The sequence below is a fragment of the Ruegeria sp. CG4 genome, assembly GCF_056537185.1.
Window position 1 is genome coordinate 264,410 of sequence record NZ_JBQFRB010000004.1, and the last position, 21,976, is coordinate 286,385.

At 56.1% G+C, this 21,976-nt stretch carries 23 protein-coding genes; 14 read left to right on the forward strand and 9 right to left on the reverse strand.

What is annotated here, in order from left to right:
• Position 1: 1 nt before the first annotated feature.
• From ACR0J2_RS13555 to ACR0J2_RS13575, 5 genes are read left to right on the forward strand one after another with little or no spacing between them, the layout of a single operon-like run.
• On the forward strand, positions 2 to 1,177 hold the full coding sequence (locus tag ACR0J2_RS13555; RefSeq protein WP_480812889.1) for an L-rhamnonate dehydratase: 1,176 nt from the start codon (positions 2 to 4) through the stop codon (positions 1,175 to 1,177).
• Entirely contained in the window at positions 1,174 to 2,088 is a 915-nt protein-coding gene (locus tag ACR0J2_RS13560; protein WP_480812890.1) for a dihydrodipicolinate synthase family protein, read from the forward strand. Before ACR0J2_RS13555 ends, ACR0J2_RS13560 begins: the two co-directional genes overlap by 4 nt.
• A 1-nt stretch (position 2,089) precedes the next feature.
• Positions 2,090 to 2,800 carry a GntR family transcriptional regulator gene (locus ACR0J2_RS13565; RefSeq protein WP_170613893.1) on the forward strand — a complete coding sequence of 237 codons (711 nt, stop codon included), beginning with the start codon at positions 2,090 to 2,092 and terminating at the stop codon, positions 2,798 to 2,800.
• A 3-nt stretch (positions 2,801 to 2,803) separates the two neighbouring features.
• Positions 2,804 to 3,799 (forward strand): 4-hydroxythreonine-4-phosphate dehydrogenase PdxA, encoded by a 996-nt coding sequence (locus ACR0J2_RS13570; RefSeq protein WP_480812891.1) that lies wholly within the window; start codon positions 2,804 to 2,806, stop codon positions 3,797 to 3,799.
• A gap of 3 nt (positions 3,800 to 3,802) precedes the next feature.
• Entirely contained in the window at positions 3,803 to 5,311 is a 1,509-nt protein-coding gene (locus ACR0J2_RS13575) for an aldehyde dehydrogenase (NADP(+)) (RefSeq protein WP_480812892.1), read from the forward strand.
• A 285-nt stretch (positions 5,312 to 5,596) separates the two neighbouring features.
• Here the strand turns inward: ACR0J2_RS13575 and ACR0J2_RS13580 are convergent, their stop codons facing one another.
• Positions 5,597 to 5,935 carry a helix-turn-helix domain-containing protein gene (locus ACR0J2_RS13580; protein WP_170613896.1) on the reverse strand — a complete coding sequence of 113 codons (339 nt, stop codon included), beginning with the start codon at positions 5,933 to 5,935 and terminating at the stop codon, positions 5,597 to 5,599.
• A 198-nt stretch (positions 5,936 to 6,133) separates the two neighbouring features.
• Between ACR0J2_RS13580 and ACR0J2_RS13585 the strand changes: the two genes are divergently transcribed.
• Entirely contained in the window at positions 6,134 to 7,228 is a 1,095-nt protein-coding gene (locus ACR0J2_RS13585) for an Ntn hydrolase family protein (protein ID WP_480812893.1), read from the forward strand.
• A 373-nt stretch (positions 7,229 to 7,601) separates the two neighbouring features.
• Here the strand turns inward: ACR0J2_RS13585 and ACR0J2_RS13590 are convergent, their stop codons facing one another.
• Positions 7,602 to 8,051 carry a MaoC family dehydratase gene (locus ACR0J2_RS13590; RefSeq protein ID WP_480442023.1) on the reverse strand — a complete coding sequence of 150 codons (450 nt, stop codon included), beginning with the start codon at positions 8,049 to 8,051 and terminating at the stop codon, positions 7,602 to 7,604.
• A 239-nt stretch (positions 8,052 to 8,290) separates the two neighbouring features.
• Between ACR0J2_RS13590 and ACR0J2_RS13595 the strand changes: the two genes are divergently transcribed.
• Entirely contained in the window at positions 8,291 to 8,485 is a 195-nt protein-coding gene (locus tag ACR0J2_RS13595; RefSeq protein WP_480812894.1) for a hypothetical protein, read from the forward strand.
• 48 nt (positions 8,486 to 8,533) lie between these two features.
• Here ACR0J2_RS13595 and ACR0J2_RS13600 read toward each other — a convergent pair whose 3' ends face one another.
• The 3 genes from ACR0J2_RS13600 to ACR0J2_RS13610 are packed head-to-tail and all read right to left on the reverse strand — an operon-like array spanning position 8,534 to position 11,100.
• On the reverse strand, positions 8,534 to 9,910 hold the full coding sequence (locus tag ACR0J2_RS13600) for an MATE family efflux transporter (protein WP_170613899.1): 1,377 nt from the start codon (positions 9,908 to 9,910) through the stop codon (positions 8,534 to 8,536).
• A 12-nt stretch (positions 9,911 to 9,922) separates the two neighbouring features.
• Positions 9,923 to 10,510 (reverse strand): helix-turn-helix transcriptional regulator, encoded by a 588-nt coding sequence (locus ACR0J2_RS13605; protein WP_170613900.1) that lies wholly within the window; start codon positions 10,508 to 10,510, stop codon positions 9,923 to 9,925.
• An 11-nt stretch (positions 10,511 to 10,521) separates the two neighbouring features.
• Positions 10,522 to 11,100, reverse strand: a complete 579-nt coding sequence (locus tag ACR0J2_RS13610; protein WP_480812895.1) for a carboxymuconolactone decarboxylase family protein — start codon at positions 11,098 to 11,100, stop codon at positions 10,522 to 10,524.
• Positions 11,101 to 11,413: 313 nt separating this feature from the next.
• Here ACR0J2_RS13610 and ACR0J2_RS13615 point away from each other — a divergent pair, with 313 nt between their 5' ends.
• The 4 genes from ACR0J2_RS13615 to ACR0J2_RS13630 are packed head-to-tail and all read left to right on the forward strand — an operon-like array spanning position 11,414 to position 14,811.
• A complete protein-coding gene (locus ACR0J2_RS13615; protein ID WP_480492299.1) occupies positions 11,414 to 12,160 on the forward strand; it encodes an amino acid ABC transporter ATP-binding protein in 747 nt (248 codons plus the stop codon).
• A gap of 1 nt (position 12,161) precedes the next feature.
• Positions 12,162 to 13,004, forward strand: a complete 843-nt coding sequence (locus ACR0J2_RS13620) for an amino acid ABC transporter permease (RefSeq protein WP_170613902.1) — start codon at positions 12,162 to 12,164, stop codon at positions 13,002 to 13,004.
• A 36-nt stretch (positions 13,005 to 13,040) separates the two neighbouring features.
• The gene (locus tag ACR0J2_RS13625) at positions 13,041 to 13,874 is read left to right on the forward strand and encodes a transporter substrate-binding domain-containing protein (protein WP_170613903.1); all 834 of its coding nucleotides are present in this window, start codon (positions 13,041 to 13,043) and stop codon (positions 13,872 to 13,874) included.
• 55 nt (positions 13,875 to 13,929) lie between these two features.
• Positions 13,930 to 14,811 (forward strand): amino acid ABC transporter permease, encoded by an 882-nt coding sequence (locus ACR0J2_RS13630; RefSeq protein ID WP_170613904.1) that lies wholly within the window; start codon positions 13,930 to 13,932, stop codon positions 14,809 to 14,811.
• A gap of 33 nt (positions 14,812 to 14,844) precedes the next feature.
• Here ACR0J2_RS13630 and ACR0J2_RS13635 read toward each other — a convergent pair whose 3' ends face one another.
• From ACR0J2_RS13635 to ACR0J2_RS13645, 3 genes are all read right to left on the reverse strand, one after another.
• Complete coding sequence (locus ACR0J2_RS13635; RefSeq protein ID WP_480812896.1) at positions 14,845 to 15,162, reverse strand: non-heme iron oxygenase ferredoxin subunit; 318 nt, start codon at positions 15,160 to 15,162, stop codon at positions 14,845 to 14,847.
• Between the two features lie 3 nt (positions 15,163 to 15,165).
• Positions 15,166 to 16,122: a fatty acid desaturase family protein gene (locus ACR0J2_RS13640; protein ID WP_480812897.1), complete on the reverse strand. Its 957-nt coding sequence runs from the start codon at positions 16,120 to 16,122 to the stop codon at positions 15,166 to 15,168.
• A 156-nt stretch (positions 16,123 to 16,278) separates the two neighbouring features.
• Positions 16,279 to 17,364 carry a hypothetical protein gene (locus ACR0J2_RS13645; RefSeq protein WP_480812898.1) on the reverse strand — a complete coding sequence of 362 codons (1,086 nt, stop codon included), beginning with the start codon at positions 17,362 to 17,364 and terminating at the stop codon, positions 16,279 to 16,281.
• Between the two features lie 95 nt (positions 17,365 to 17,459).
• On the opposite strand from ACR0J2_RS13645, the gene ACR0J2_RS13650 reads away from it, so the two are divergent.
• A complete protein-coding gene (locus ACR0J2_RS13650; protein ID WP_170808145.1) occupies positions 17,460 to 18,389 on the forward strand; it encodes a LysR substrate-binding domain-containing protein in 930 nt (309 codons plus the stop codon).
• Between the two features lie 98 nt (positions 18,390 to 18,487).
• Complete coding sequence (locus tag ACR0J2_RS13655; protein WP_480812899.1) at positions 18,488 to 19,537, forward strand: aromatic ring-hydroxylating dioxygenase subunit alpha; 1,050 nt, start codon at positions 18,488 to 18,490, stop codon at positions 19,535 to 19,537.
• 44 nt (positions 19,538 to 19,581) lie between these two features.
• Here ACR0J2_RS13655 and ACR0J2_RS13660 read toward each other — a convergent pair whose 3' ends face one another.
• Positions 19,582 to 20,370: a phytanoyl-CoA dioxygenase family protein gene (locus ACR0J2_RS13660; RefSeq protein WP_480812900.1), complete on the reverse strand. Its 789-nt coding sequence runs from the start codon at positions 20,368 to 20,370 to the stop codon at positions 19,582 to 19,584.
• 354 nt (positions 20,371 to 20,724) lie between these two features.
• On the opposite strand from ACR0J2_RS13660, the gene ACR0J2_RS13665 reads away from it, so the two are divergent.
• Positions 20,725 to 21,975: an FAD-dependent oxidoreductase gene (locus ACR0J2_RS13665; protein ID WP_480812901.1), complete on the forward strand. Its 1,251-nt coding sequence runs from the start codon at positions 20,725 to 20,727 to the stop codon at positions 21,973 to 21,975.
• Position 21,976: the final 1 nt, after the last annotated feature.

Here is a 21,976-nt window from a genome sequence, read left to right on the forward strand (position 1 = left end):
AATGACCAAGATCAAATCCGTCCGCACCCGTGTCTGGAATTGGAAAGGCAAGACCGTTCCACCGCAGGGTAATTTCTGCACCAACGCCAGCGACTTGTTGTGGGAAAAGGGCGATGCGATGTCCTCTTTCCGGTTTCACCAGTGGCTGACCTGCGAGATTGAAACCGAAGATGGCACAGTCGGCATCGGCAACGCTGCACTAGCGCCAGGTGTTGTGAAAAAGGCCATCGACGAATGGTTCGCGCCCATGGTGATCGGCGAGGACCCGTTCGACTATGCCTACCTTTGGGAAAAGATGTACCGCCGCTCGCATGCTTGGGGCCGCAAAGGTATCGGAATGACCGCGATTTCTGCTGTCGACATCGCCATCTGGGACCTGATGGGCAAACTGGCGGGCAAGCCTGTGTTCAAGTTGCTGGGCGGTCGCACCAAGGAAAAGATACCGGTCTACTATTCTAAGCTCTATTCGGGGCCCATCGAAGCGATGCAGGCCGAGGCGGAAGAGGCCAGGAAGAACAAATATCAAGGCTACAAGATGCGGTTTGGCTGGGGCCCCAAGGACGGCATGACCGGCATGCGGGAAAACCTCAAACGCGTGGAAGCGGTGCGTGAAGTTATTGGCTATGATGTAGACCTGATGCTGGAATGCTATCAGGGCTGGAACGTCGATTACACCAAGCGGATGCTGCCCAAGCTTGCGAAGTACGAACCGCGCTGGCTGGAAGAACCGGTGATTGCCGACGATGTGGAAGGATACCGTGAACTGAATGCCATGAATATCGTGCCCATCTCGGGCGGGGAGCATGAATTTTCGCTCATCGGCTGCAAGGATCTGATCCAAAAGAAAGCCGTCAGTGTGCTGCAATATGACACGAACCGCGTGGGTGGCATCACGGCCGCGCAAAAGATCAACGCCGTCGCCGAAGCTTTCCAGGTTCCGGTCATCCCGCATGCAGGTCAGATGCACAATTATCACCTGACTATGGCCAATGCGAATTGCATGATCAGCGAATACTTCCCGGTCTTCGACGTCGAGGTCGGAAACGAGCTGTTCTACTACATCTTCGAAGGCGACCCGGATGCCGTGGATGGTTATTTGGATCTGGACGACAACAAACCCGGCCTCGGGATCGAGATCTCGGACAAGCATCTGCATGATTTCGAGGTGACGGAATGAACCGGAAATACGCAGGTATCTGGCCGGTCGCGCCAACGCCGTTCAATGATGACGGGACACTTGACCTCGAAGGTATGAAACGGGTGCTCGACTGCCTGATTGATCAAGGGGCGGATGGAATCTGCATTCTGGCCAACTTTTCGGAGCAGTTTCTGATTTCGGATGCCGAACGCGAAGTACTGGCGCGGCTTTCGGTCGAACATATCGCGGGACGGGTTCCGGTCATCGTAACGATCAGCCATTATGCCACGCAGATTGCCGTTGAGCGCGCGCAATTCGCCAAGGATTTGGGGGCTGACATCGTAATGATGATGCCGCCATATCATGGTGCACTTCTGAAAGGCACACCCGAACAGAGCTTCGAGCAGTTCGCATCTGTTGGCGAGGTCGGCATTCCGATCATGGTGCAGGATGCACCACTTTCCGGCGTGGATCTGCCTGTGCCACTGCTGGTGCGCATGGCACAAGAGATTGAGGAAGTGAAGCTGTTCAAGATCGAATGTCCCCGTGCCGCCAACAAAATCCGTTCGCTGATAGAACAGGGTGGCGACGCAATCGAAGCGCCTTTTGATGGCGAAGAGGCCATCACCCTTCTGGCGGATTTGGATGCCGGTGCAACAGGTTCGATGACCTCGGGCATGATCGTGGATCAGATCAAACCGGTGCTGACCCACCACCATGCCGGACGCATCGACGAAGCGACCGCCGCCTATGGTCGGGTAGCCATGGCAATTAATCACGAAAACCGTCAATGCGGCTGGCAATCGTGCAAGGCCGCGATGGTCGAAGGCGGTGTAATCAAATCAGAATTTTGCCGCCACCCAATTCCGCCGTTGCATCCCGCCATCCGCTCGCGTCTGATCGACCTGCTGCGGCCGTTGGATCCTATGGTTTTGAGCTGGGGGAAGTGATTTGAGCGAGAGCTGGATTGATAGCCTGAAAGAAGAAGGTGGTGTAAAGCCACGCAAGACACTTGCCGAAGAAGCCGCCGACAACCTGCGCGAATTTATTCTGCTGGGTAAGCTTGCCCCCGGTACGGCAATTCCCGAACGTGATCTGGCCGAGGCGCTCGGCGTATCCCGTACGCCTTTGCGCGAAGCCTTGCGGTTGCTCGAAGTTGAAGGGTTGGTGGAGTACTCGGCCACACGGCGCCCGCACGTTGCCGACCCTTCTCTGCACGAGTTGACGCAGTATATTTCGGTCCTGGGCGCTCTCGAAGCGTTGGCGGGTGAAATCGCCTGCGTCGAAGCAACGATGGCTGAAATAGCCGAAATTGTTCGCCTAGGTGCCCGTATGTCCAAAGGTTCCGGAAAGCTCGAACCGCTGGAGTTCTTCCAACTCGACATGCAGTTTCACGCGGCCATCGTTGAAGCCAGCCGGAATGAGCCCCTTATCGAAACGCACCGGCAATATAACGCCCGCCTTTGGCGTGCACGTTTCTTGTCGTCGCAACAGGTTGATCGCCGTGACAATACCCTGTCCGAACACTCGCGGATCACTGACGCCCTGCAAAAGCGTGACGCAGCCGCGACGCGGCGGGCGCTGCGCGATCACCTGAATAGTACAATCGAGAATATTGAACGCCTTCACGCCCAAAGCAGTGGAGCAAAGTCCGAGGACTGAAAGATGAAGCCCAGAATTGGTATTATCCCCGGTGATCCAAGCGGCATCGGGCCGGAACTGATCGCACGGTTGCTGACTTCGGAGGGCGTTTCCGAGGCGGCGGACATTCTGCTGATCGGCGACAGGCATGTGTTTGAAACGGGACAGACCGTCGCCGGTGAAACTTATGACCTGACCCTCGTTGACGTGTTGGGCGACTGGACCCAAGCCCCTGCGTTCGCCCTGCACGAGATGGAGACGATTGCGCCTGACGAAGTGAGGGTTGCCGAAGTGACCGAAGCTGGCGGTGCATCGGTTCTGCGAACGCTGGATTCCGCTCTGGAACTGACGCGCTCCGGTGTGATTGACGCCATCGTATTTGGACCGTTCAACAAGGCCGCGATGCACTTGGCGGGGCTGGGTCATGATGACGAGCTTCACTACATGGCCGAAAAGCTGGGCGTGACGAACTACATCTCGGAACTCAACACGCTTGACGGCATGTGGACCAGCCGCGTGACCAGTCATGTCGCCCTGCGTGACGTGGCCGACATGATCAGCGAAGAACGCGTTGCCGAAGCGGTGCATCTGATCCACAACACACTGCGCCGTTCTGGTTTAAATCGCCCTCGGATTTCAGTGGCCGCGATCAATCCGCATGCCGGTGACGGTGGAAATTTCGGCACCGAGGAGATCGACATCCTCGAACCGGCAGTCCGCAAACTGGCGCGGGGGCAGATGTCAGTTGATGGTCCGTGGCCGTCCGACACCGTGTTCCTCAAGGCGGTTGCCAAGGAAATAGACGCGGTTGTGACCATGTATCACGATCAGGGTCAGATAGCGCTGAAACTGCTTGGCTTTGACCGTGGTGTGACGGTGCAGGGTGGGCTGCCATTCCCCGTGTCCACTCCGGCCCACGGAACGGCGTTTGATATCGCAGGCCAGGGCTGTGCGGATGTCGGCGCAACCCGCGCTGCTTTTGACATCGCATGTGACATGGTCACGCATTGGGACAACTGAAACATGACTTTCAAGCCGCACGGAAAACACCTGATTGCAGGTGATTGGATCGCTGGAGACGTGAAATTTTCATCCTCCCCGGCGCGTGGGGACGCACATGAGTTTTCATCCGGAACCGCCGCCCATATCGACGCATCGGTCCAAGCCGCCGAAGAGGCATTCTGGAACTTTGGGTATTCCACCCGCGAAGACCGCGCGGCCCTGCTGAATGCGATTGCCGATGAGATCGACGCGCGCGGCGATCTCATTACCCAAATTGGCACGCAGGAAACCGGCCTTCCCGAAGCTCGGATTCAGGGAGAGCGGGGTCGTACCGTAGGCCAGTTGCGCCTTTTCGCCTCTCATATACTGTCAGGTGACTATCTGGACCGCCGCCATGACAAAGCGTTGCCGGATCGAGCCCCTTTGCCGCGTCCTGATCTGAAAATGGTACAGCGCCCTATCGGGCCGGTTGCCGTTTTCGGGGCATCTAACTTCCCGCTTGCGTTCTCAACCGCTGGCGGCGACACTGCTTCGGCGCTGGCCGCCGGTTGCCCTGTTGTGGTCAAAGGCCATCCCGCGCATCCGGGGACCGGAGAGATTGTTGCAGAAGCCATCAAGGGCGCAATCGACAAGACGGGCACGCATCCTGGCGCTTTCTCATTCGTACACGGTGACACGATGGCGGCAGGGCAGGCACTGGTGAGACACCCGCTGATCCGAGCGGTAGGGTTTACCGGCTCTTTGACCGGTGGCCGGGCACTGTTCGATCTTTGTGCGCAGCGTCCTGAACCCATTCCGTTCTTTGGTGAGCTGGGTTCAACCAACCCGATGTTCATCCTGCCGGCAGCCGCGGCGACACGGGGTGCTGAGATTGGCGCCGGTTGGGCAGGTTCGCTTACGATGGGTGCGGGCCAGTTCTGCACCAACCCCGGCATTGCAGTCGTCTTGAAGGACCACGCCGAAGAAATCGCCAAGGCAGCAGTCGAAGGCTTGAAGAACACCGCCCCACAAACCATGCTGACAGACGGCATTGCGGCGGCATACCGTAGCGGTCAGTCGATGATTGCTGCAGAACCGTCTGTTACCGAATTGCTGGCAACAGCGCGCGACGGGCGCACGGCAACCCCTTTCCTTTATCAGGTCTCGGCAAAGGGTTGGCTGGGCAATGAAACACTGGAACACGAGGTTTTCGGGCCATTGGGGCTCCTGGTAGTCGCAGAAAACATCGGCCAGATGCGGGAAGTGTCAATGTCCCTGCAGGGGCAGCTCACATGTACGCTGCACATGGATTCAGATGACGCGGAAATTGCGCAAACGTTGTTGCCAGTTCTTGAACGCAAAGCTGGCCGGATCCTTGTAAACGGCTTCCCGACTGGTGTGGAAGTCAGCGACACAATGGTACATGGAGGTCCATACCCGGCTTCCACGAACTTTGGGGCAACATCCGTCGGTACACTGGCCATTCGCCGTTTCTTGCGGCCTGTATGCTTCCAGAACGTACCGGACGTAATGTTGCCAGAGCAGTTCTAGCCTCGTCTGTCGTTTCCGGGAGAGGCAAATGAAATCGGAATCGGCCGGGTTCGTCACAGTTTATCATCAGCCTTCAGATGTGTCGATCCGGAAGCGCCGGTTGCGCTGACTTTGCTGCAGCAACTGTGCGGCGGCGCAGGGCGTAAAACAAACCATCGTCGGCCGATGACATTGCTCTTGTCGGGAAAGGTTAGCTCGGCGAGCCGCTCCACAGTGATTGGTGCGAGTGTTCAAGGTCGACACCGAGCCCATGACTGACGTGTGCTGTTCCATTTCGGAATAGCATTACTGGCGTGCTTCCTGATCGCTGAGCAACGCTCGCATGATGGCGCGAATACGGCGTTGATTGTCCGCGTCTAACGCAAAGTACAGTGCATTTGCCTGGGGGTCGCTTTGCTGGGGGCTAATGAGGTCTCCCGGATCAGCGTGAAGCACATTCGCTATTCGAACCAGAGTTGCGACGTTCGGCGTACGCGCCCTGCCGCTCAGCAGGTCTCTGACCGACGTCACGCCAAGCCCCGCCGCTTTCGCTACAGCACCAGGGTTGGTGCCTTGTTCTTCGATGAGGTCCGCGATTTTTTTTGCAATTCGCTTTCCGAGTTCGACGTCGCTCTCAACCTGCATGATTTTCCATCGGTAAATAATGTTCTGTCATTCCTTGGGTTAATGGCGATCTACACATCAGTCAACGGTACCGGCAAAGGTGGCATTGCAAAAACAGCATACCGGAAATGTGCGCAAAATCATTGCACATAGATGATTCAACGTCTATATCGGCCTCACAGAGATGATCAATCACACTAGATAGACGGAGAAACGACAATGACCCTCTTTTCAAAAGTAATGATGGCAACCCTCATGGCCTCGACCGCATTGGCGTCATCAGCGGACGCCTGCTCGCGGCTTGCCAAGCAATCAGACCACGGTGTCGCCTATGTTCGCTCAGTAGATTGGGGCACAAAAACCGGAATGGATCTTGTGACTTTCGGCGTTGGCGATGACGTCACATCTTACGAAGCCGATGGATACGCGCGCCAATCAGACGAACCGGCGAAGAACTTCACTGTAGCTTGGGTAGAGAACGAGTCTTTCCACGGTGTTCAGGCACAGGCCTTCAACGACAAGGGAATGGTTGCGGATACGCTCTATATGTCCCCCAGTGCAGACTACATTGGTGATTACAAGGACAATGGCGCCCCGGCCGTGAACTTGGCCGACGCGCCGGGTTATCTGGTCGCAATGTACGACACCGCCCCCGAAATCGCCGAGGCGTATAACTCGGGTGAGTTCCAGTTCGCCTGGTCAGCAGATTTGGGTCATGCGGGTCAGCACGGAGTGCATGTTTCGGCCGTGGACGCAAATGGTGATGTCGTTCTGTTCCAAGTGAACGAGGGCGGTGAGGTTCTGGTTTACTCCGGCAATGTTGAAGGTTCGGACCTTGGGGTAAAAGCGAACGCGCCATTGTTGCAGTACCACCGCGAGAACATTGCAGCGTTCAATGCGGAAGATGGAAAGACTGCAGAGAACGTTCCGGCGGACATTTCCTCGGCAAGCCGACACCTGCGTCTGACCTGGCTTAACCAGAACATTTCTCTGGGTGGTATGTCCAAGCCGGAAGCTTTGGGAACGGTACAGAACATGTATGACAGCGGTGCCAGTGTCCCGCAGCAGGTGATCGACCCAACCATCGGAGCGACTTATACTACCAGACAGACCAGCAGAACGATCCTGGGAGACGACGTCATCACAGTGCGGGATTTCGCGACCGCTGCGGAAATTTCGTACTCGATCACAGATGCCAAAATCGCCCACGATCTTAACGGTGGTCAGGTCTGTGCGGATGCCATGGATCAAGCCAACGAAGGTGGGCGGATGATCGAGTTCCGCCCGTGCCCGAAACCCGAAACAGGCTCCTGATGCAACTCCTATGAAACTCAAAAACAGCCCCCGTTACCCGACGGGGGCTTTTCTTATATTGAAATGCCCCGCTGCCAATATCCCCGTCAACTTTGTTGCGCACTGCCAATCTCTGGCGGCGACAGGATATTGCCTTTGAACCGAAGTACGGTCTGACAGGTCGCCACGCAGCAATGCGACAATCCGACGAACGGTAAGAAAGGGGCGAGTGCAATAGCCTTCGGCAACCTGTTGAAAGGATGCTGGAACCTCTCCGTTGGCGATAGAGCGCTCCGAGCAGGTTTTAAAGTGCGGAGGTCGGCCAGGACCGCGATCCGGTGTCGGCGCCGAAAAAACTCAGAACCCAACTACCGAAATATGAAATTCAACCGACTTATTGCCGCCGTGCCATTACGTGATCCATAACCAAATTGAGCACCTCGATATCATCCTGGTTAAACGTCAGATAGCGGAACCGTACCGTTCCACGGTCTGGCTTCGAGCGTGACGGTGTGAGCACCTCAACCGTAACACGAGCACGAAGTGTGTCTCCCGGGAACACCGGAGCGAGCCATCGTACCTCGTCCATGCCATGGCCGCCCAGGTTGGTGCCAGTAAGTACGCCGGTATCACGAAACAGCCGGAAGGTGAGCGCTATGGTTTGAAAGCCGCTGGCAATGATCCCGCCGAAAATCGACTCCTTCGCCGCCACTTTATTCACGTGGAAGGGCTGCGGATCGTGCGTAAGTGCAAAATCAATTATTGCGCCTTCGGTGAGCGTAATCCCACCAGTCTCGAAGGTGTCTCCGACTGACAGATCGTCAAAAAACTTGCCGCTGATCATTCCAACAGCATAGAAAAACGCGCAGTTGTCCGTCAACGACAACCCAACGCCTGCCGATCAGACGTAAGTGGCAAACGCGACGTATACATGTTTGAACCTGAAACTGACCTCAGTAAAGGTGAATGCCGCCTTCAATAATGACTTTTCGTCGCGAGACCGATGGACTGCTGCAAAAAGTCAGAACCTCTTGGGCGATGTGATCGATGGATGTCGTTGCACCTACTACGTGGCGCACCTGAATGACCGGGACGCTCTGGCGGGGATCCCTGATCATTCGTAAGGCCGGCGGTCTTGTAAATGCAAGCTCAATCCCGGACATGCTGGAACATGGCAGCGCCATTCTGGCCATTATGCCGAAATTGGAACACTTGACGCTGAGCGACATCATCCCTCAGGCTCGCCGGACGGATTCAGTGGCCCCGAGAACGAGCTAGTGGGAAAGTCAAATCTTCTTCACTAACAGCATACGTACCGGCCTCTGATTAGATCACCGGCTTCCAGAGTCCACCAAGCTCGCGACGTGCCACATGTGTTGCAATGAGAACGGCAATCATCCACCCGGTTATGACCGCTGCGGCCGTTCCGATCCACACGCCGATTTCGTTGAAACTCAGCAGGCCGACAAATATCCAGACGAAGAAAGCAACCCCAAAACCCTGCCGATACAGGCTGATCCAGACGGTCCAGATCGGCCTTTTCAGTGCCTGCAAAAGCGAGTTGATCGAAAACAGCATCATGTAGAACGGCAGGATCAGGCTGTCGACGCGCAGGTAGCTTAGTCCCACGCGGATCACTTCGGGGTCGTCAGTAAACAGGCCCAGAACCGGACCGCCGAAAATCCACAGGACAGGTGCGGCGATGGCGGTCATGATGAACCCAACCTTCCAGCAATAGAACAAGGCTTCGCGCACCCTCGCACCGTCTCGGGCTCCGAAATTCTGGGAGGCTATGGGCAGAAGTGCGCCGGTGACGCCCAACACGGGCAACAGCAGGATTTGCTCCAGACGAATGGCCACGCCGTACCCTGCGATTGCGTGTTCGCCAAAAATCTTAAGCGCAAACTGCATCACGAACCCGGACAGCAACATCACCATGAACGACGTGGCTGTGGGCAACACCTGTACCGAGATTTCAGTGAATTTTTCCAGGCGCGGAACAAAATTCCGCGCCCGCATCCGTTGCATCCTGCGCCGTCTGAGCACCTGACGTATCAGGAAGAGCATGACCCCTGTCTGACTGATCACGGTTGAAACTGCCAGACCGTCAAACCCGATGCCGGGAACAAGGCCCGGAACCCCGTAGATCAGCAATGGATTCAGTCCGATATTGGCGAAAAATGCGACAATCAGCGCCCGCTGCATGGAAACGGCATCGCCATGTGCCTGAAGGATACCGTTACAGCCAAAGGCCAGCAGAAAACCTGGAAGAGCAAGGAGCAACCAAAAGAAATACCGCAGACCTGCATCGCGATAATCCCCGGGCTCGGACACCAAACGGATCAGTGCAGGACCATACCACAGACCAGCCAGCGCAAGGACGCACGCGGCCAGGAAGCCATAGCTCATGCCTTGTGCGGCCAGTCTGCGTGCCTTTCGATGATCACCCGCGCCCAGTGCGTTGCCGACGAGTGCACTCATTGCAGCGCCAAGCCCAACGCCTATTGAGATCGCAACAAAAAACGCCTGAAACCCAAGTGCGAGCCCGGCCTGAGCACTTGTGGACAAGAGCCCTGCGAAGAACATGTCGACAACATTGTAGAGCGTGTTGAACAGCATCCCGATGGCGCCGGGAATGGCCAAGGTGCGAAAATGCACCGAGATCGGCCCTCGCGTCAGATCAAGATCGGCAGGAATGGCCATTTCAGCATTTCTTTACGGGCGCTCGGCCTGAACGGTCAGAAAGACGAATTCCGGTGTCAAAACCTCTTCGAACCCATGGTTCAGTTCGGCATCGACGCTGATGCTGTCCCCGGCTGACAGGGTGAATCGCGCCTCGCCGTAACGATAGACAGCCTGACCCTCCAGCGCCTGAACAAAGACGACACCGTGGCCGACATAAGTTGGCGGGCGCCCTTCATCGCGCAGAAGAGTGACCCGCCGCGCCTGAAATCGCAGGTCCTTGCGGGAATGCAGGGCCAGATTGACGTATTCATGGGAATGCCCGCCAGCAAGACGGGTGGACTTCAGCCCCTGTCCGTGGCGAACCAGGGTATAGTCGGTGTGATCTGTCCGCGCTTCGCGAAACAGCGAGACGATGGGCACTTCAAGCGCCTCGGCCAAAGCGGCCAATGTATCGATCGAAGGTGACACAAGCCCGTTTTCAATGCGGCTGACCATCGCCGCTGAAATGCCCGATTGCTCGGCCAGACGACGGGCCGATTGTTTCCGGCTTTGGCGCAGCTCCTTCAGCGATGCACCGATCGCGCGGTCAATCTGTCTTCCCGGAGTGTCATCCTGCATGGTACATCCCGTCACTCGTCGGCGTAATAACCCACGACATCGCCCTCTGTGGTTACGCCGAGACCGTTCAGCAACCGGTTCACGTAGTTGAAATATCCAACAATCTGGTTGATTTCGAGGATCTCTCCGTCGTCCCATCCGGCTTCTTTCAAGGCCGAGACGTCAGACTCGGCCATCGCGGCGGGCGATTGGGTAAGTTTTCCGGCATAGACCATCGCTGCCAGTTGTGCGCCGTCAAATGCGTCCTCCGGGCGGTTGGCTTTCAGCGCGGCTTCAATCCTGTCTGCGCGTGCATCATCCCCGATCAGATGCCGGGCATTGGCCCAGTGATTGGCATAGGAATAGGGGCAGCCGTTCAGGGTGGACACATAGGAACTTATGACTTCCTGAAACCACATGGGCACGGTGTTGACGTCATCGTGCAGACAGGCCCGGTACAAAATAACGTGCCCATTCATCGTATTGGGCCGCAGCGAATGCACGCGCATGACATTGTCGACGGTTCCGTGCGGCGTACGGGCCAGGTCCAATGCGGCCTTTAGCTGATCGTCGGCATCCTCGTCAGAAATCATCCGAATCCAGGCAGACATTCATGCTCCTTCCGTTGGCCGTCAGCTCAAATTTCAGGCAGTCAGAAACTACCCGCTGAGTTTTTTATTGACGAATATTGCATATTAAGCAACCATATTAATCAGTGCGCAACAGAATTGAGGATTCCATGGCCTTACCAGATTGCCCCACTCAATCGTATCGCCAAGTCGATGGCACTGCTTGGGCCGATCCAGAATTGCGCCGAAACAAGTGTTCCGCGCGCAGGTATTTCCGAAGGCGACCGCTCTTGCCATAGGCTTCCTGAACTCACAACGCCCTCAATATGCGATCCCGAATTAGAACAGGTCAGGCATGAACCAACCCACTCCGATGATCGAGGTAAGCAATCTGGACAAGTTCTATGGTGGCTTTCACGCGCTGAAGAACATCGATCTGACCGTTCACCAGGGTGAAAAGGTTGTCATCTGTGGTCCCTCAGGTTCCGGGAAGTCGACCCTGATCCGTTGTTTCAACGGGCTGGAGTGGCATAATTCTGGGCGCCTCGTGATTGATGGGATCGAGGTTTTTGAAGGGGCCAAGGAGATCCGGGAGTTGCGTCAGGAAGTTGGCATGGTCTTCCAGCAGTTCAATCTGTTTCCACATCTGACTGTGCTGGAAAACCTGATGATCGGCCCCATGAAGGTACGTAAGGTCCCGAAGGCAAAGGCCGAAGAAACCGCGCGCAACTATCTTGACCGTGTCCACATTCCGGAACAGGCCGACAAATACCCGGCGCAGTTGTCCGGCGGTCAACAGCAGCGCGTGGCCATTGCCCGGTCTCTTTGCATGGAGACCCGGATCATGCTGTTTGACGAACCGACTTCCGCACTTGACCCTGAAATGATCAATGAAGTGCTTGATGTGATGGTCGAGCTTGCCGACACAGGCATGACGATGGTTGTCGTCACGCATGAAATGGGTTTTGCCCGCAAAGTCGCTGACACGATGGTTTTCATGGAAGCCGGTCAGATCGTCGAAGTTTCGCCGCCGGAACAGTTCTTTACCAACCCATCCAGCGAACGGTGCCGGTTGTTCCTGAACCAGATACTGGAACACTGACATGAGCGATCTGGGCATATCTGCACCAAAGGGCCAGCCGTTGCCCAAGCCACCGCTCTACAAGCGCTTTTTCGGCTCGGTCCCCGTTTCCGTCGTCATGTATGCGATCATCGTGGGGCTGATTGCCTATGGCTCGTACGTTGGCGCGCAGGGCATGGGATATAACTGGCAATGGTACAGGGTGCCGCAATTTCTGTACCGCAACACCGAACTGGGGTTCGAATGGGGTGAAATCCCGATCGGGCTGGTGGCCACAATCAAGCTATCGGTTACCGCGTTTCTGCTGGCAACCGTTATTGGATTGTTCGTGGCGCTGCTGCGCCTGTCCGGTCTGGTCGTTGGGTCGGCCGTCGCCGTCGGTTATCTGGAGCTGATCCGAAACATCCCGCTGCTGGTCCTGCTCTATTTGTTCTATTACGTTCTGGGGCCGATTTTCGGGTTTGATCGCTATACCGCCAGCATCCTGACGCTGGCCGTGTTCCATTCCGCCCTGATATCGGAAATCCTGCGGGCCGGGATTAACGCGGTTCCGACCGGTCAGTGGGAGGCCGCCAAATCCATCGGGATGAGCCCTGCCCAGACGTATCGCTATATCATCCTCCCCCAATCCGTCCGTTTCATGCTGCCGCCGATGACCGGCGAGGTCGTGCACCTCATCAAGTCCTCAGCGATTGTCAGCGTGATTGCGGTGGCCGAATTGACCACCTTCGGACGCAACATCATTTCAGACACGTATATGAGTTTTGAAATCTGGTTCACCATCGCACTGGTCTATCTGGTGGTGACCCTGATCCTGTCGATTGGCGTAAGCCATCTGGAGAAGAAATATGCCGTCGACCAATAAAACTGAAACAATTGTCGGACAACAAGGAGAACCAAGATGAAGCTTTCTCGCAGAATGCTCGGGGCAGCCCTGGGCGCGGTCGTGGCGACTGGTGTGGCGACGTCGGGCTGGGCGCAAAGCGCGACCCAGGAACTGTCCAGCGAAAGTGTTATTGAAACCATCAAACAGGACGGGGTGATCCGGATCGGCCTGTCGCTGTTTGTGCCATGGTCGATGCGCGACAAGAATGGCGATCTGATCGGCTTTGAACTGGATGTCGGCCGAAAACTGGCCGAGGACATGGGCGTCGAGGTTGAATTTGTGCCCACCGCCTGGGACGGAATCATTCCGGCGCTGGTATCGGGCAATTTTGACGTGATCATCTCGGGCATGTCCGTGACGGCACAGCGTAACCTGACAATCAATTTCACAGACCCATATGCATATTCGGGCCTTGCAATTCTGGCGAACAAGGAGTTGACGGCGGGCATGTCGCGCGAAGATCTGAATTCGTCGGAGGTAACTTTCGCGGCCCGTCGCGGCGCGACCCCGGCGACCGTGATTGCGAAGGCATTCCCCGAAGCCAACCTGTTGCTTTTTGATGAAGACGGCGCGTCCACTCAGGAAGTTCTGAACGGGAATGCCCATGCTACGATGGCGTCGCAACCGACCCCCAACCGTGAGGCAGGTCGCAACCCCGAGACATTGGTTGTTCTCGAGGGCGAACTTTTCGACCCGCGTGGTGAAGCATTTGGCATGCGCAAGGGCGACCCGGACGCCATGAACTTCTTCAACAACTGGATTGCCCAGCAATGGCGGTCCGGCTGGCTGGAAGAGCGTCACAACTACTGGTTCGCCACCGAAGAGTGGGCTGATCAGGTTGCACAGTAACAAATCCGACCGGGGGCGGGCACACCGCCCCCGGAACTAAGGCGGAGCGGACCCGGTGCAGAACTTCCTCAAGAAACTCAGATGGCCTGATTACCTGATCATGGCGATTTTGCTCGCCTTCTTCGGGTATATCTGGGTGTCGATTGAAGGCACGCTGAACTACAAGTGGCGCTGGGAACTGATCCCCGGATATATCGTTGGCTGGCATACAGGTCGTGAGGAGTATTTTGCCAACCTGCTGTTGCAGGGTCTGGCGGCCACCATTCGCATCAGCATTTATTCGGGCATTCTGGCTTTGCTGCTGGGCACGATACTGGGTGTCGCGCGCTGTTCGGCCAACCTGACGATCCGGATGCTGGCGCGCACCTATCTGGAATTCCTGCGTAATGTCCCGCCCGTTGTTGTTGTTTTTATCTTCTTCTTTTTCCTGTCCCAGCAACTGATCGATGCGTTGAACCTGGAACGCTGGGCCCGCGGAATTGCACGACAGGAAGACAACCAGATCTGGACGTTTTTCTTCGGCGAAATGCGGCGTTTCCCATCGCTGGTTTCCGGCGTCATCGTTCTGGCCCTGTTCGAAAGCGCGTTTGTGGGGGAAATTGTCCGGGCCGGGATTCAGTCCATCCCAAAAGGCCAGCGCGAAGCTGCCCGTTCGATCGGGATGAGCCGTTTTCAGGAGCTGCGCTACATCGTGCTGCCTCAGGCGATGAAAAAAGTGGTCCCGCCGCTGGCAAACCAGTTCATATCCCTGATCAAGGACAGCTCGATCCTGTCACTGATTTCGGTTCAGGAACTCACTTACAAGACAGTTGAACTTGTCGCTTCATCTAGAATGATATTCGAGGCGTGGATCACGACCGCAGCGTTTTACTTTGTCGTTTGTTTTGGCCTCAGCCGTCTTTTTGCACGCCTCGAAAAACGATCAGACAAAAGATGAGTTCGTTATTCGTCTGAACGTTCAGCGCGTTTGTCAGAAACGGGCCTGAACCATCCCGTTTTCAACCCGCGTCTCGAACACCCGCATAGAGCGCGTGGCCGGGGCAGACACAGGCTTGCCGTCCCGCACGTCGAACGCACCCTGATGCAGCGGACACTCGATCACGTGGCCATCAAAATAGCCGTCGCAAAGATCGGCCCCGCCATGGTTGCACAACGCCAGCGATGCGTAGATGCCGGTTGGTGTATCGTAGACCGCAATCATGCGCGGGCCGATTTCGACTCGCGTGACCCAGTTTTTCTCAAGTTTGGACACCGCGATCACATCGCGCCAGGTTTTTTCAGCCGCCATCGTTCAAACCTCAGCCGCATGTTCGCGTTTGCGCTGCAAGATCTGACGCAGAATGTCGCGATGGGCAGCCAGATACCCGCCATTTTCAACGAATATATGGTCTTTCAGTTTTTCATGCAGACGGGGCAATGCATGAAACGGCACAGAGGCGACATAGTGATGTTCCGCGTGATAGTTCATGTTCCAGCATAAAAACGCCATCGGTGCCGATACCAGGTTGGTCCGGGTGTTTTCCGACATCTTGGCAACAGCGGGCCGCCCGACATGTTCGGTCATGCGCACAAACCGCATGACCGGTTCGCCCAGAAACAGCGGTATGATCCAGTACCAGATCAAACCCCACCACCCGGTCAGCGCCATGGCCAAGAATAGTGCGGCATAGATACCCAGCATCATTCGTGCGTCCCGAAATACGGCCTTGTGTTCGACCTTCGGGATAAATCGAAGCTCGGTCTCGCTCAGGCGTCCGGATGCATGGCGAAACACCTCTGTGAACTTGCCGCGCCAGTAGGGCAGAGCGGAAAGGTACAGAAAGTACTGCCCCAAGGACTTGGGCAATGGGATCAGTTCAGGGTCTTCTCCGGTCAGCTGTGTGTACGTGTGATGATCGCAATGCTCGTACCTGAAAAAGCGGTGCGGCAATATGATGATCAGCCCGCAGATCTGTCCCACCAGATCATTCAGCCAGCGGGTCCGAAAAACCGTGTAGTGCACACATTCGTGCTGCAGCGAGAAGTGGTGCACCAGAACGACGCCTTGCAGGAACATGGCAGGCCAAATCAGCCAGCTGTCCCAGGCAAGAGTAATGAGTGTTGATGTAAAGGCAAGTAACAGGACCCAAAGCGCCAGGTGGCGTAATCCCGGTCCGTTCGAACGTTGCATGTAGCTTCTGAGTTCTTCGCGCGTGAGTTTTCCTTCGGCCAGGGCCTGAGTCAGCGGCGTGACGATTGGTTTTGGCATGTGATTTCCACAATTTTTGCCGGTGTGGGGGTCGCGCCCTCTGCACATGATCCGGCACCGGAGACGGGAGTGCTCCGCACCATAAGGCCAACTCGGTCAGGCCTTATTAACAATGGATTATCTAACCAGAGCGTGATTCGATCAAGCCGGGATAGGTCAGACAGCCACGCGCAGCCCGATATCTGGATCGGGATTTGCAAACAAATCAGCGGCGCAGGAATGCCGGGCGAGTATCGACGGACCGTTGGGCAACCTTTCCGCGTGGAAAACACCGTGATCCCAATACGTCGCCCCATCAATCACGATTGTCGGATCAATCACGTTCCAACTGATCTCGCCCGGGGCATATGCTCCGCATGTGTGGAAATGCAGAATGCGAGGATTGCCGAAAGCGGCACCTCCCCAGCGCTCGAAATTTTCCCGCATGTCCCATGGGTATCCGCAGCCGGGATGAATGCCCGCGTGCCAGGAATGTACAAAATTCCGGTCGATGCCGAACTGTCCGGCGACCCGATCATAGTGTGCCTCGGCCCTGGCGGCATTTTCGGGGTCACCGTCAAACCGCGTCAGGCGACCGTTCTCCATCATGGCGAAGACCGGTCTGTCAAATTCCAGTGTATAGTCGTCATAATATTTCGATCCTGTGCCCGTCAGGAAGCTGATGGCCACACGACCGGAAAAACTGTACGCGGGAACTGGTGTGAATACGGACATCGGAAACCGCAAAATGGATGTATCGCCGGTGGGTTTCAAATCCATAATTGGTCGCCCACGCACATCCGATCCCAGAGGGCAGGTGATCCGTACGTCATCCGCCCTGTCCAGAACCGCGTTGACGTCGGCCTTGAGTTCCATAAATGCGTCGTGGTGTCCGTTGGAAAACCCTGAACCCAGAAGCTCCTGGTTCACGGCAAAGCTGACGATAATCTTCTTGCCCTGCGGCATGTCCGAAAACCGCAACTGATCCCCCAGACGCGCCAGAAACAAAATGATGTCCGCGGCCTGAAAACGGGACAGAAGATCGGGCGAAAGATGCGGGTTGTCAGGGTTGAAACCGACATCGACCGCGTCAACGACCAGCCCCAGCTGCTGGGCGGCATTTCTGACCACCTTGACGCAGTCGGCATCAAAATACCCAAACTCCGGGGGTTCATACGCGATCAGCAGCCGGTCGCCTGCGGATGCACGCGCACAGTTCACCAGCAGATTTCGCGCTCCTCGCTCGGGCGTCGTGTCGGACATCAATAACCCCTAATACCTGACTTTAATGAATTTAATGGACGCACGCGGTTCTAATCCATTTGAAAGAAATAATGGCTGGCATTAGGGTGGCTAATATGATCTTGAACCTACCATACTCGGCGCTTCGCGCATTTGAAGCCGTGGTGCGCCATTCGGGCTTTTCGCCCGCAGCAGAAGAACTGGGTGTCAGTCAAAGCGCCGTAAGTCAGCACGTCAGGTCTCTGGAAGAATGGCTTGGCAGAGAATTACTGGTCCGTGGAGCGCGCCAGTCGCGCCCCACGCGCGAGGGTGAGCAACTTGCCCTGGCAATCTCCGATGGGTTAGGGCGCATTTCTGATGTTTGCACGCATTTGCGGGACAAAACCCGTAGTGACCGGACAATCGTTATTTCGTGCTTGCCGGGGTTCGCCTTTAACTGGTTGTTTCCAAGGCTTATTCACTTTGACCTGGCCCACCCGGATCTTTCGATTTCGATTGCCACCGACACCGGGCAACACCCTTTTTCACGCGTCGATGCAGATATCGGGATTCGATATGGACTGGGCGAATACCCCGGGTTTCAGGTCGATTTGTTGATGAAGGAACAGTTGTTTCCTGTATGTGCGCCCGGCCTTCTGCCAAGGCTTCAGAGTATCGAGGATCTGTCCCTTCATACGCTTTTGGTGGATGAAAACCTGCACCATGGCACGGCCAGTCCGACATGGGATTTCTGGGCGCGGCAATGTGATTTAAGTTTGCCTGCCGCACTACGCACGCGCAGGTTGGGGCAGTCGAATATGGTTGTGCAGGCCGCAATCGAAGGGTTGGGTGTGGCGCTTGGTCGTGAGCCTCTGGTTATTGATGCGCTCTGCGATGGTCGCCTGGTACGGCCTTTTCCCCACCTGACGCAATCGCCCCTGTCTTACTGGCTTGTGCGCCGACCCGAAACCAAGGACAGCCAGAAGGTAAGCGAGTTCCTGAACTGGATTCAGGCAGAGGCTCGGGCGCAGCCGGACATACCCGATCCTGCACCGGTTTCAAATTAGTCCACCTTATATGTCGCATTACCAATCCGGCATGGCGAAACGCGGGCAAATTGCTCCATACTGGCGCAAAGCCAACAAACCGAACGGAGATCCGGATCATGTATCTGAAGAACTGCTGGTATGTCGCTGCGTGGAGCAAGGATATCAGCCGCGACCTGAGGGCCGAGACGTTTCTGGGCGAGAATATCGTGCTGTACCGGCAGCAAGATGGAACTCCGGTCGCGTTGGAAGACGCGTGTCCCCATCGCAAGCTGCCGCTCTCGAAAGGCAACCTTAAGGGTGATCTGGTCGAGTGCGGATATCACGGTTTGACCTTCGACTGTTCCGGCACATGTATCGACAGCCCCACACAACGTGGCATGACGCCCCGGCGAGCGGTTGTGAAATCCTATCCCGTGGTTGATCGGTATCGGCTGCTCTGGATCTGGATGGGCGATCCGGCGCTGGCCGATCCCGACAAAATATTCCCGGTGGAGAACTTCGACGATCCAAGCTGGGGTCTGACCGATGGTGGTGTGATGGACATCGACTGCCACTACCTTTGGGTCTGCGACAACCTGCTGGATCCCAGCCATGTGGCCTGGGTGCACGTTACGTCCTTTGCAGGCGCGGGCACCGACGAAGAACCCCTGAACGTCGAGAAGACGGACCGTGGCGTGATCGTATCCCGGTGGATCGAGAAGAAGCCGCCGTCTCCTTACTATGCGAAATTGGTGTCCTTCGACGGCGATTGTGACCGGTTACAGCATTACGAGATGTGTATGCCGGCAATCGGACTGAACAAATCCATCTACACACCCGTTGGTACAGGTGGATATGACAAGGACCCGGTTGATGAGACATTCATTAATATCTCGTACAACTTCATGACCCCGATTGATGAGGACCGGACGCGGTATTTCTGGTTCCAGCACCGCAACTCCTATCCGGACAATGCCGAAGTTTCGAAATTCATGAATGATGGGGCTCGAATGGCGTTTCTTGAGGACAAAGACGTGCTGGAAGAAGTTCACAAGGGAATGAAATACGCCAAAACGCCCCACATAGATCTTGGCCTGGATGCCGGGGCAAAACAGTTCCGCCGTGTGCTTGACCGCGCGATCGAGGCGGAAAACCCTGCAACGGAAAACGTCGCGAAATCTGCCTGAGGTCGCGGTGAAGGGCCGGAACACCGGCCCTTGCCACATTCAGCCTATGCAGTTTCGTAGATAACCGGGAAACGTCCGCCTGCAAACGGGGCGCCGGGTTGCAGGCTTTCATCATGCAGCCATTCGGTCACCGCATCGCGCGGTTCATAGGTTGCCCCTTTGACTGCAAACCGTATTGCATATCCGCGTCTTCGGCGGGTCGTGGTTCTGTTGCCCATCGCCGAATGCACGGTCATCCCGTCAAAGGCCAAAGCGTCACCGGGCTCCATATGCTCATAGTGAAAGATGTCAAAGTCTGCGCGGTTGGCCTCAAAGTCCGGCATGTCGATGTATTCCGGGTTGTCCTGCTCAAGATAATGCAAGAAACCACCCAGTTGATCGGTTTTGAACGGTCGGTATTTAGCGCCCCAGGCATGTGATCCGCGCACAAATTCCAGTGCGCCATTGTCAGGGTCGACTGGGTCGAGCGCGATCCACATCGTCATGATCGGGCCGGACACCGGCCAATAGGGTTGATCCGTGTGCCACCCGGTCTGGGTCTGTGTCCCGGGCTCTTTCACGAAGATCTGGTCATATATCAACGATGTCCAGGGGCTGTCGGCCACCTCTGCCACGCGTTGGCCTATGTCCGAGGTAAGACAATAATCTTGAAACACGCCCGGCAATTCACGCATGTTTTTGTAGGCAAAATACCGGTCGCCTTTTTGGACTTCGGTGTCCACAGCCTTGCGCAGTTTGGCCAACCACTCCTCGGACAGGATATTCTTCAGCAACACGACACCGTCGCGTGCATAGGCTTCCTGAACGGCCTTTGTGTCAATTGTACATGTCATTGCATTTCCATCCACTAAATCCGCCCGAATTAAAGGACGGTAGAAAATGGGCGCGACGCGCCCGGGCTCTCATGGATTCAGGAGGCTGGTGAACTGCGGCAATTGATTATGAAACAGGGCCATTTCGACCGGGCCGACCACTTGCCGGCAAGGCTTCGATGAAACTGTTCAACGCGGCGTATCATGGCGACATCCTAGCCAAACTGGTGTGAATAGCCAGAAAATACGGAAGCAACCCGAATTGTCCGCCAAAACAACGGTTCGGTTCAGAGGTTCTGGACCCGAAATTTTGGTTGCTTCCCGGTAAATTTGTTTATTGACGAGTTTTGATTATTAATAAATATTCTTACCATCATGCAAAAGTATTCCATATTCTCGCTCGCCCGGAATGCGTTGTCCGGACACCACAACTGGCCTCTGGCTTGGCGCAGCCCACCATTAAAAGACAGGTATGAGGTCGTTGTGATCGGGGCAGGGGGGCACGGTCTGGCTACGGCCTATTATCTGGCGAAAGAATTCGGCATTACAAATGTCGCAGTTCTGGAACGCGGTTGGCTGGGCGGTGGAAATATCGCGCGCAACACGGTGACGATCCGGTCGAACTATATGCGTGACGAGTCGATCCCTTTCTATGTCAAATCTGTTGCGATGTACGAAGGCCTCACGCACGAGCTTAACTTCAACATGATGCATTCAAAACGCACCATGGTTGATGTTGTGCAGACCTGGCCCAAACTGCGGGAGCTGCGGCGGCGCCAACTGGTCATGGATATCTATGGCTCGACCTATGAACAGATCACGACAGAAGAGCTGCGCCGTCGCATTCCGGCGCTGACCGGCGGAGGGCCGGATGCGCGCCTGCCGGTCATTTGCGGCATGGTTCATACCGATGCAGGCGTGAACCGACATGATGCTGTGGCCTGGGGGTATGCACGTGCGGCTGACGCCATGGGTGTGGAAATCCATCAAAAGACCGCCGTGCAGTCGTTGATCCGCGGCTCGGATGGTAAGATTGCCGGTGTCGAGACCAATCGGGGAACAATACACGCGGATAAGGTTGTCGTGGCGGTGTCGGGCCATACCACGACGCTGACGGAAACCGCAGGGCTCAAACTGCCGTTGCGGACGATGAACCTGACGGCCTTTGTGTCGGAACCTGTCAAACCGCTGGTCGACGTCATAGTGAATTGCCCGGACAGTGGGTTCTATTTCAGTCAGTCCGACAAAGGCGAAATGGTGATCGGCGGCGCGCCGGATATGGGGCAGAGTTTTCGTCGGGACATCAAGCAAAACGTCTTTGAAGACACGGTTGCTTCGATGCTTTCCCTGTTCCCGTCCTTCAAAAAACTCAAACTGATGCGCCAATGGGGCGGGCATCTGGACATTGCGCATGACGCATCCCCCATCATGGACCAGACCGAAGTGCCCGGACTGTTCGTCACGGCGGGTTGGTGGGGCGGTTACAAGGCGATCCCGGCGGGCGGTCTGACGTTGGCGCATCTGGTCGCCAAAGGAGAACCGCACCCGCTGATGGCATCCTTCACCCTCGACCGGTTCCGTCATCTTGAATTCGTGATGGAAGCCGGCACCACCACGGCGCGATGAA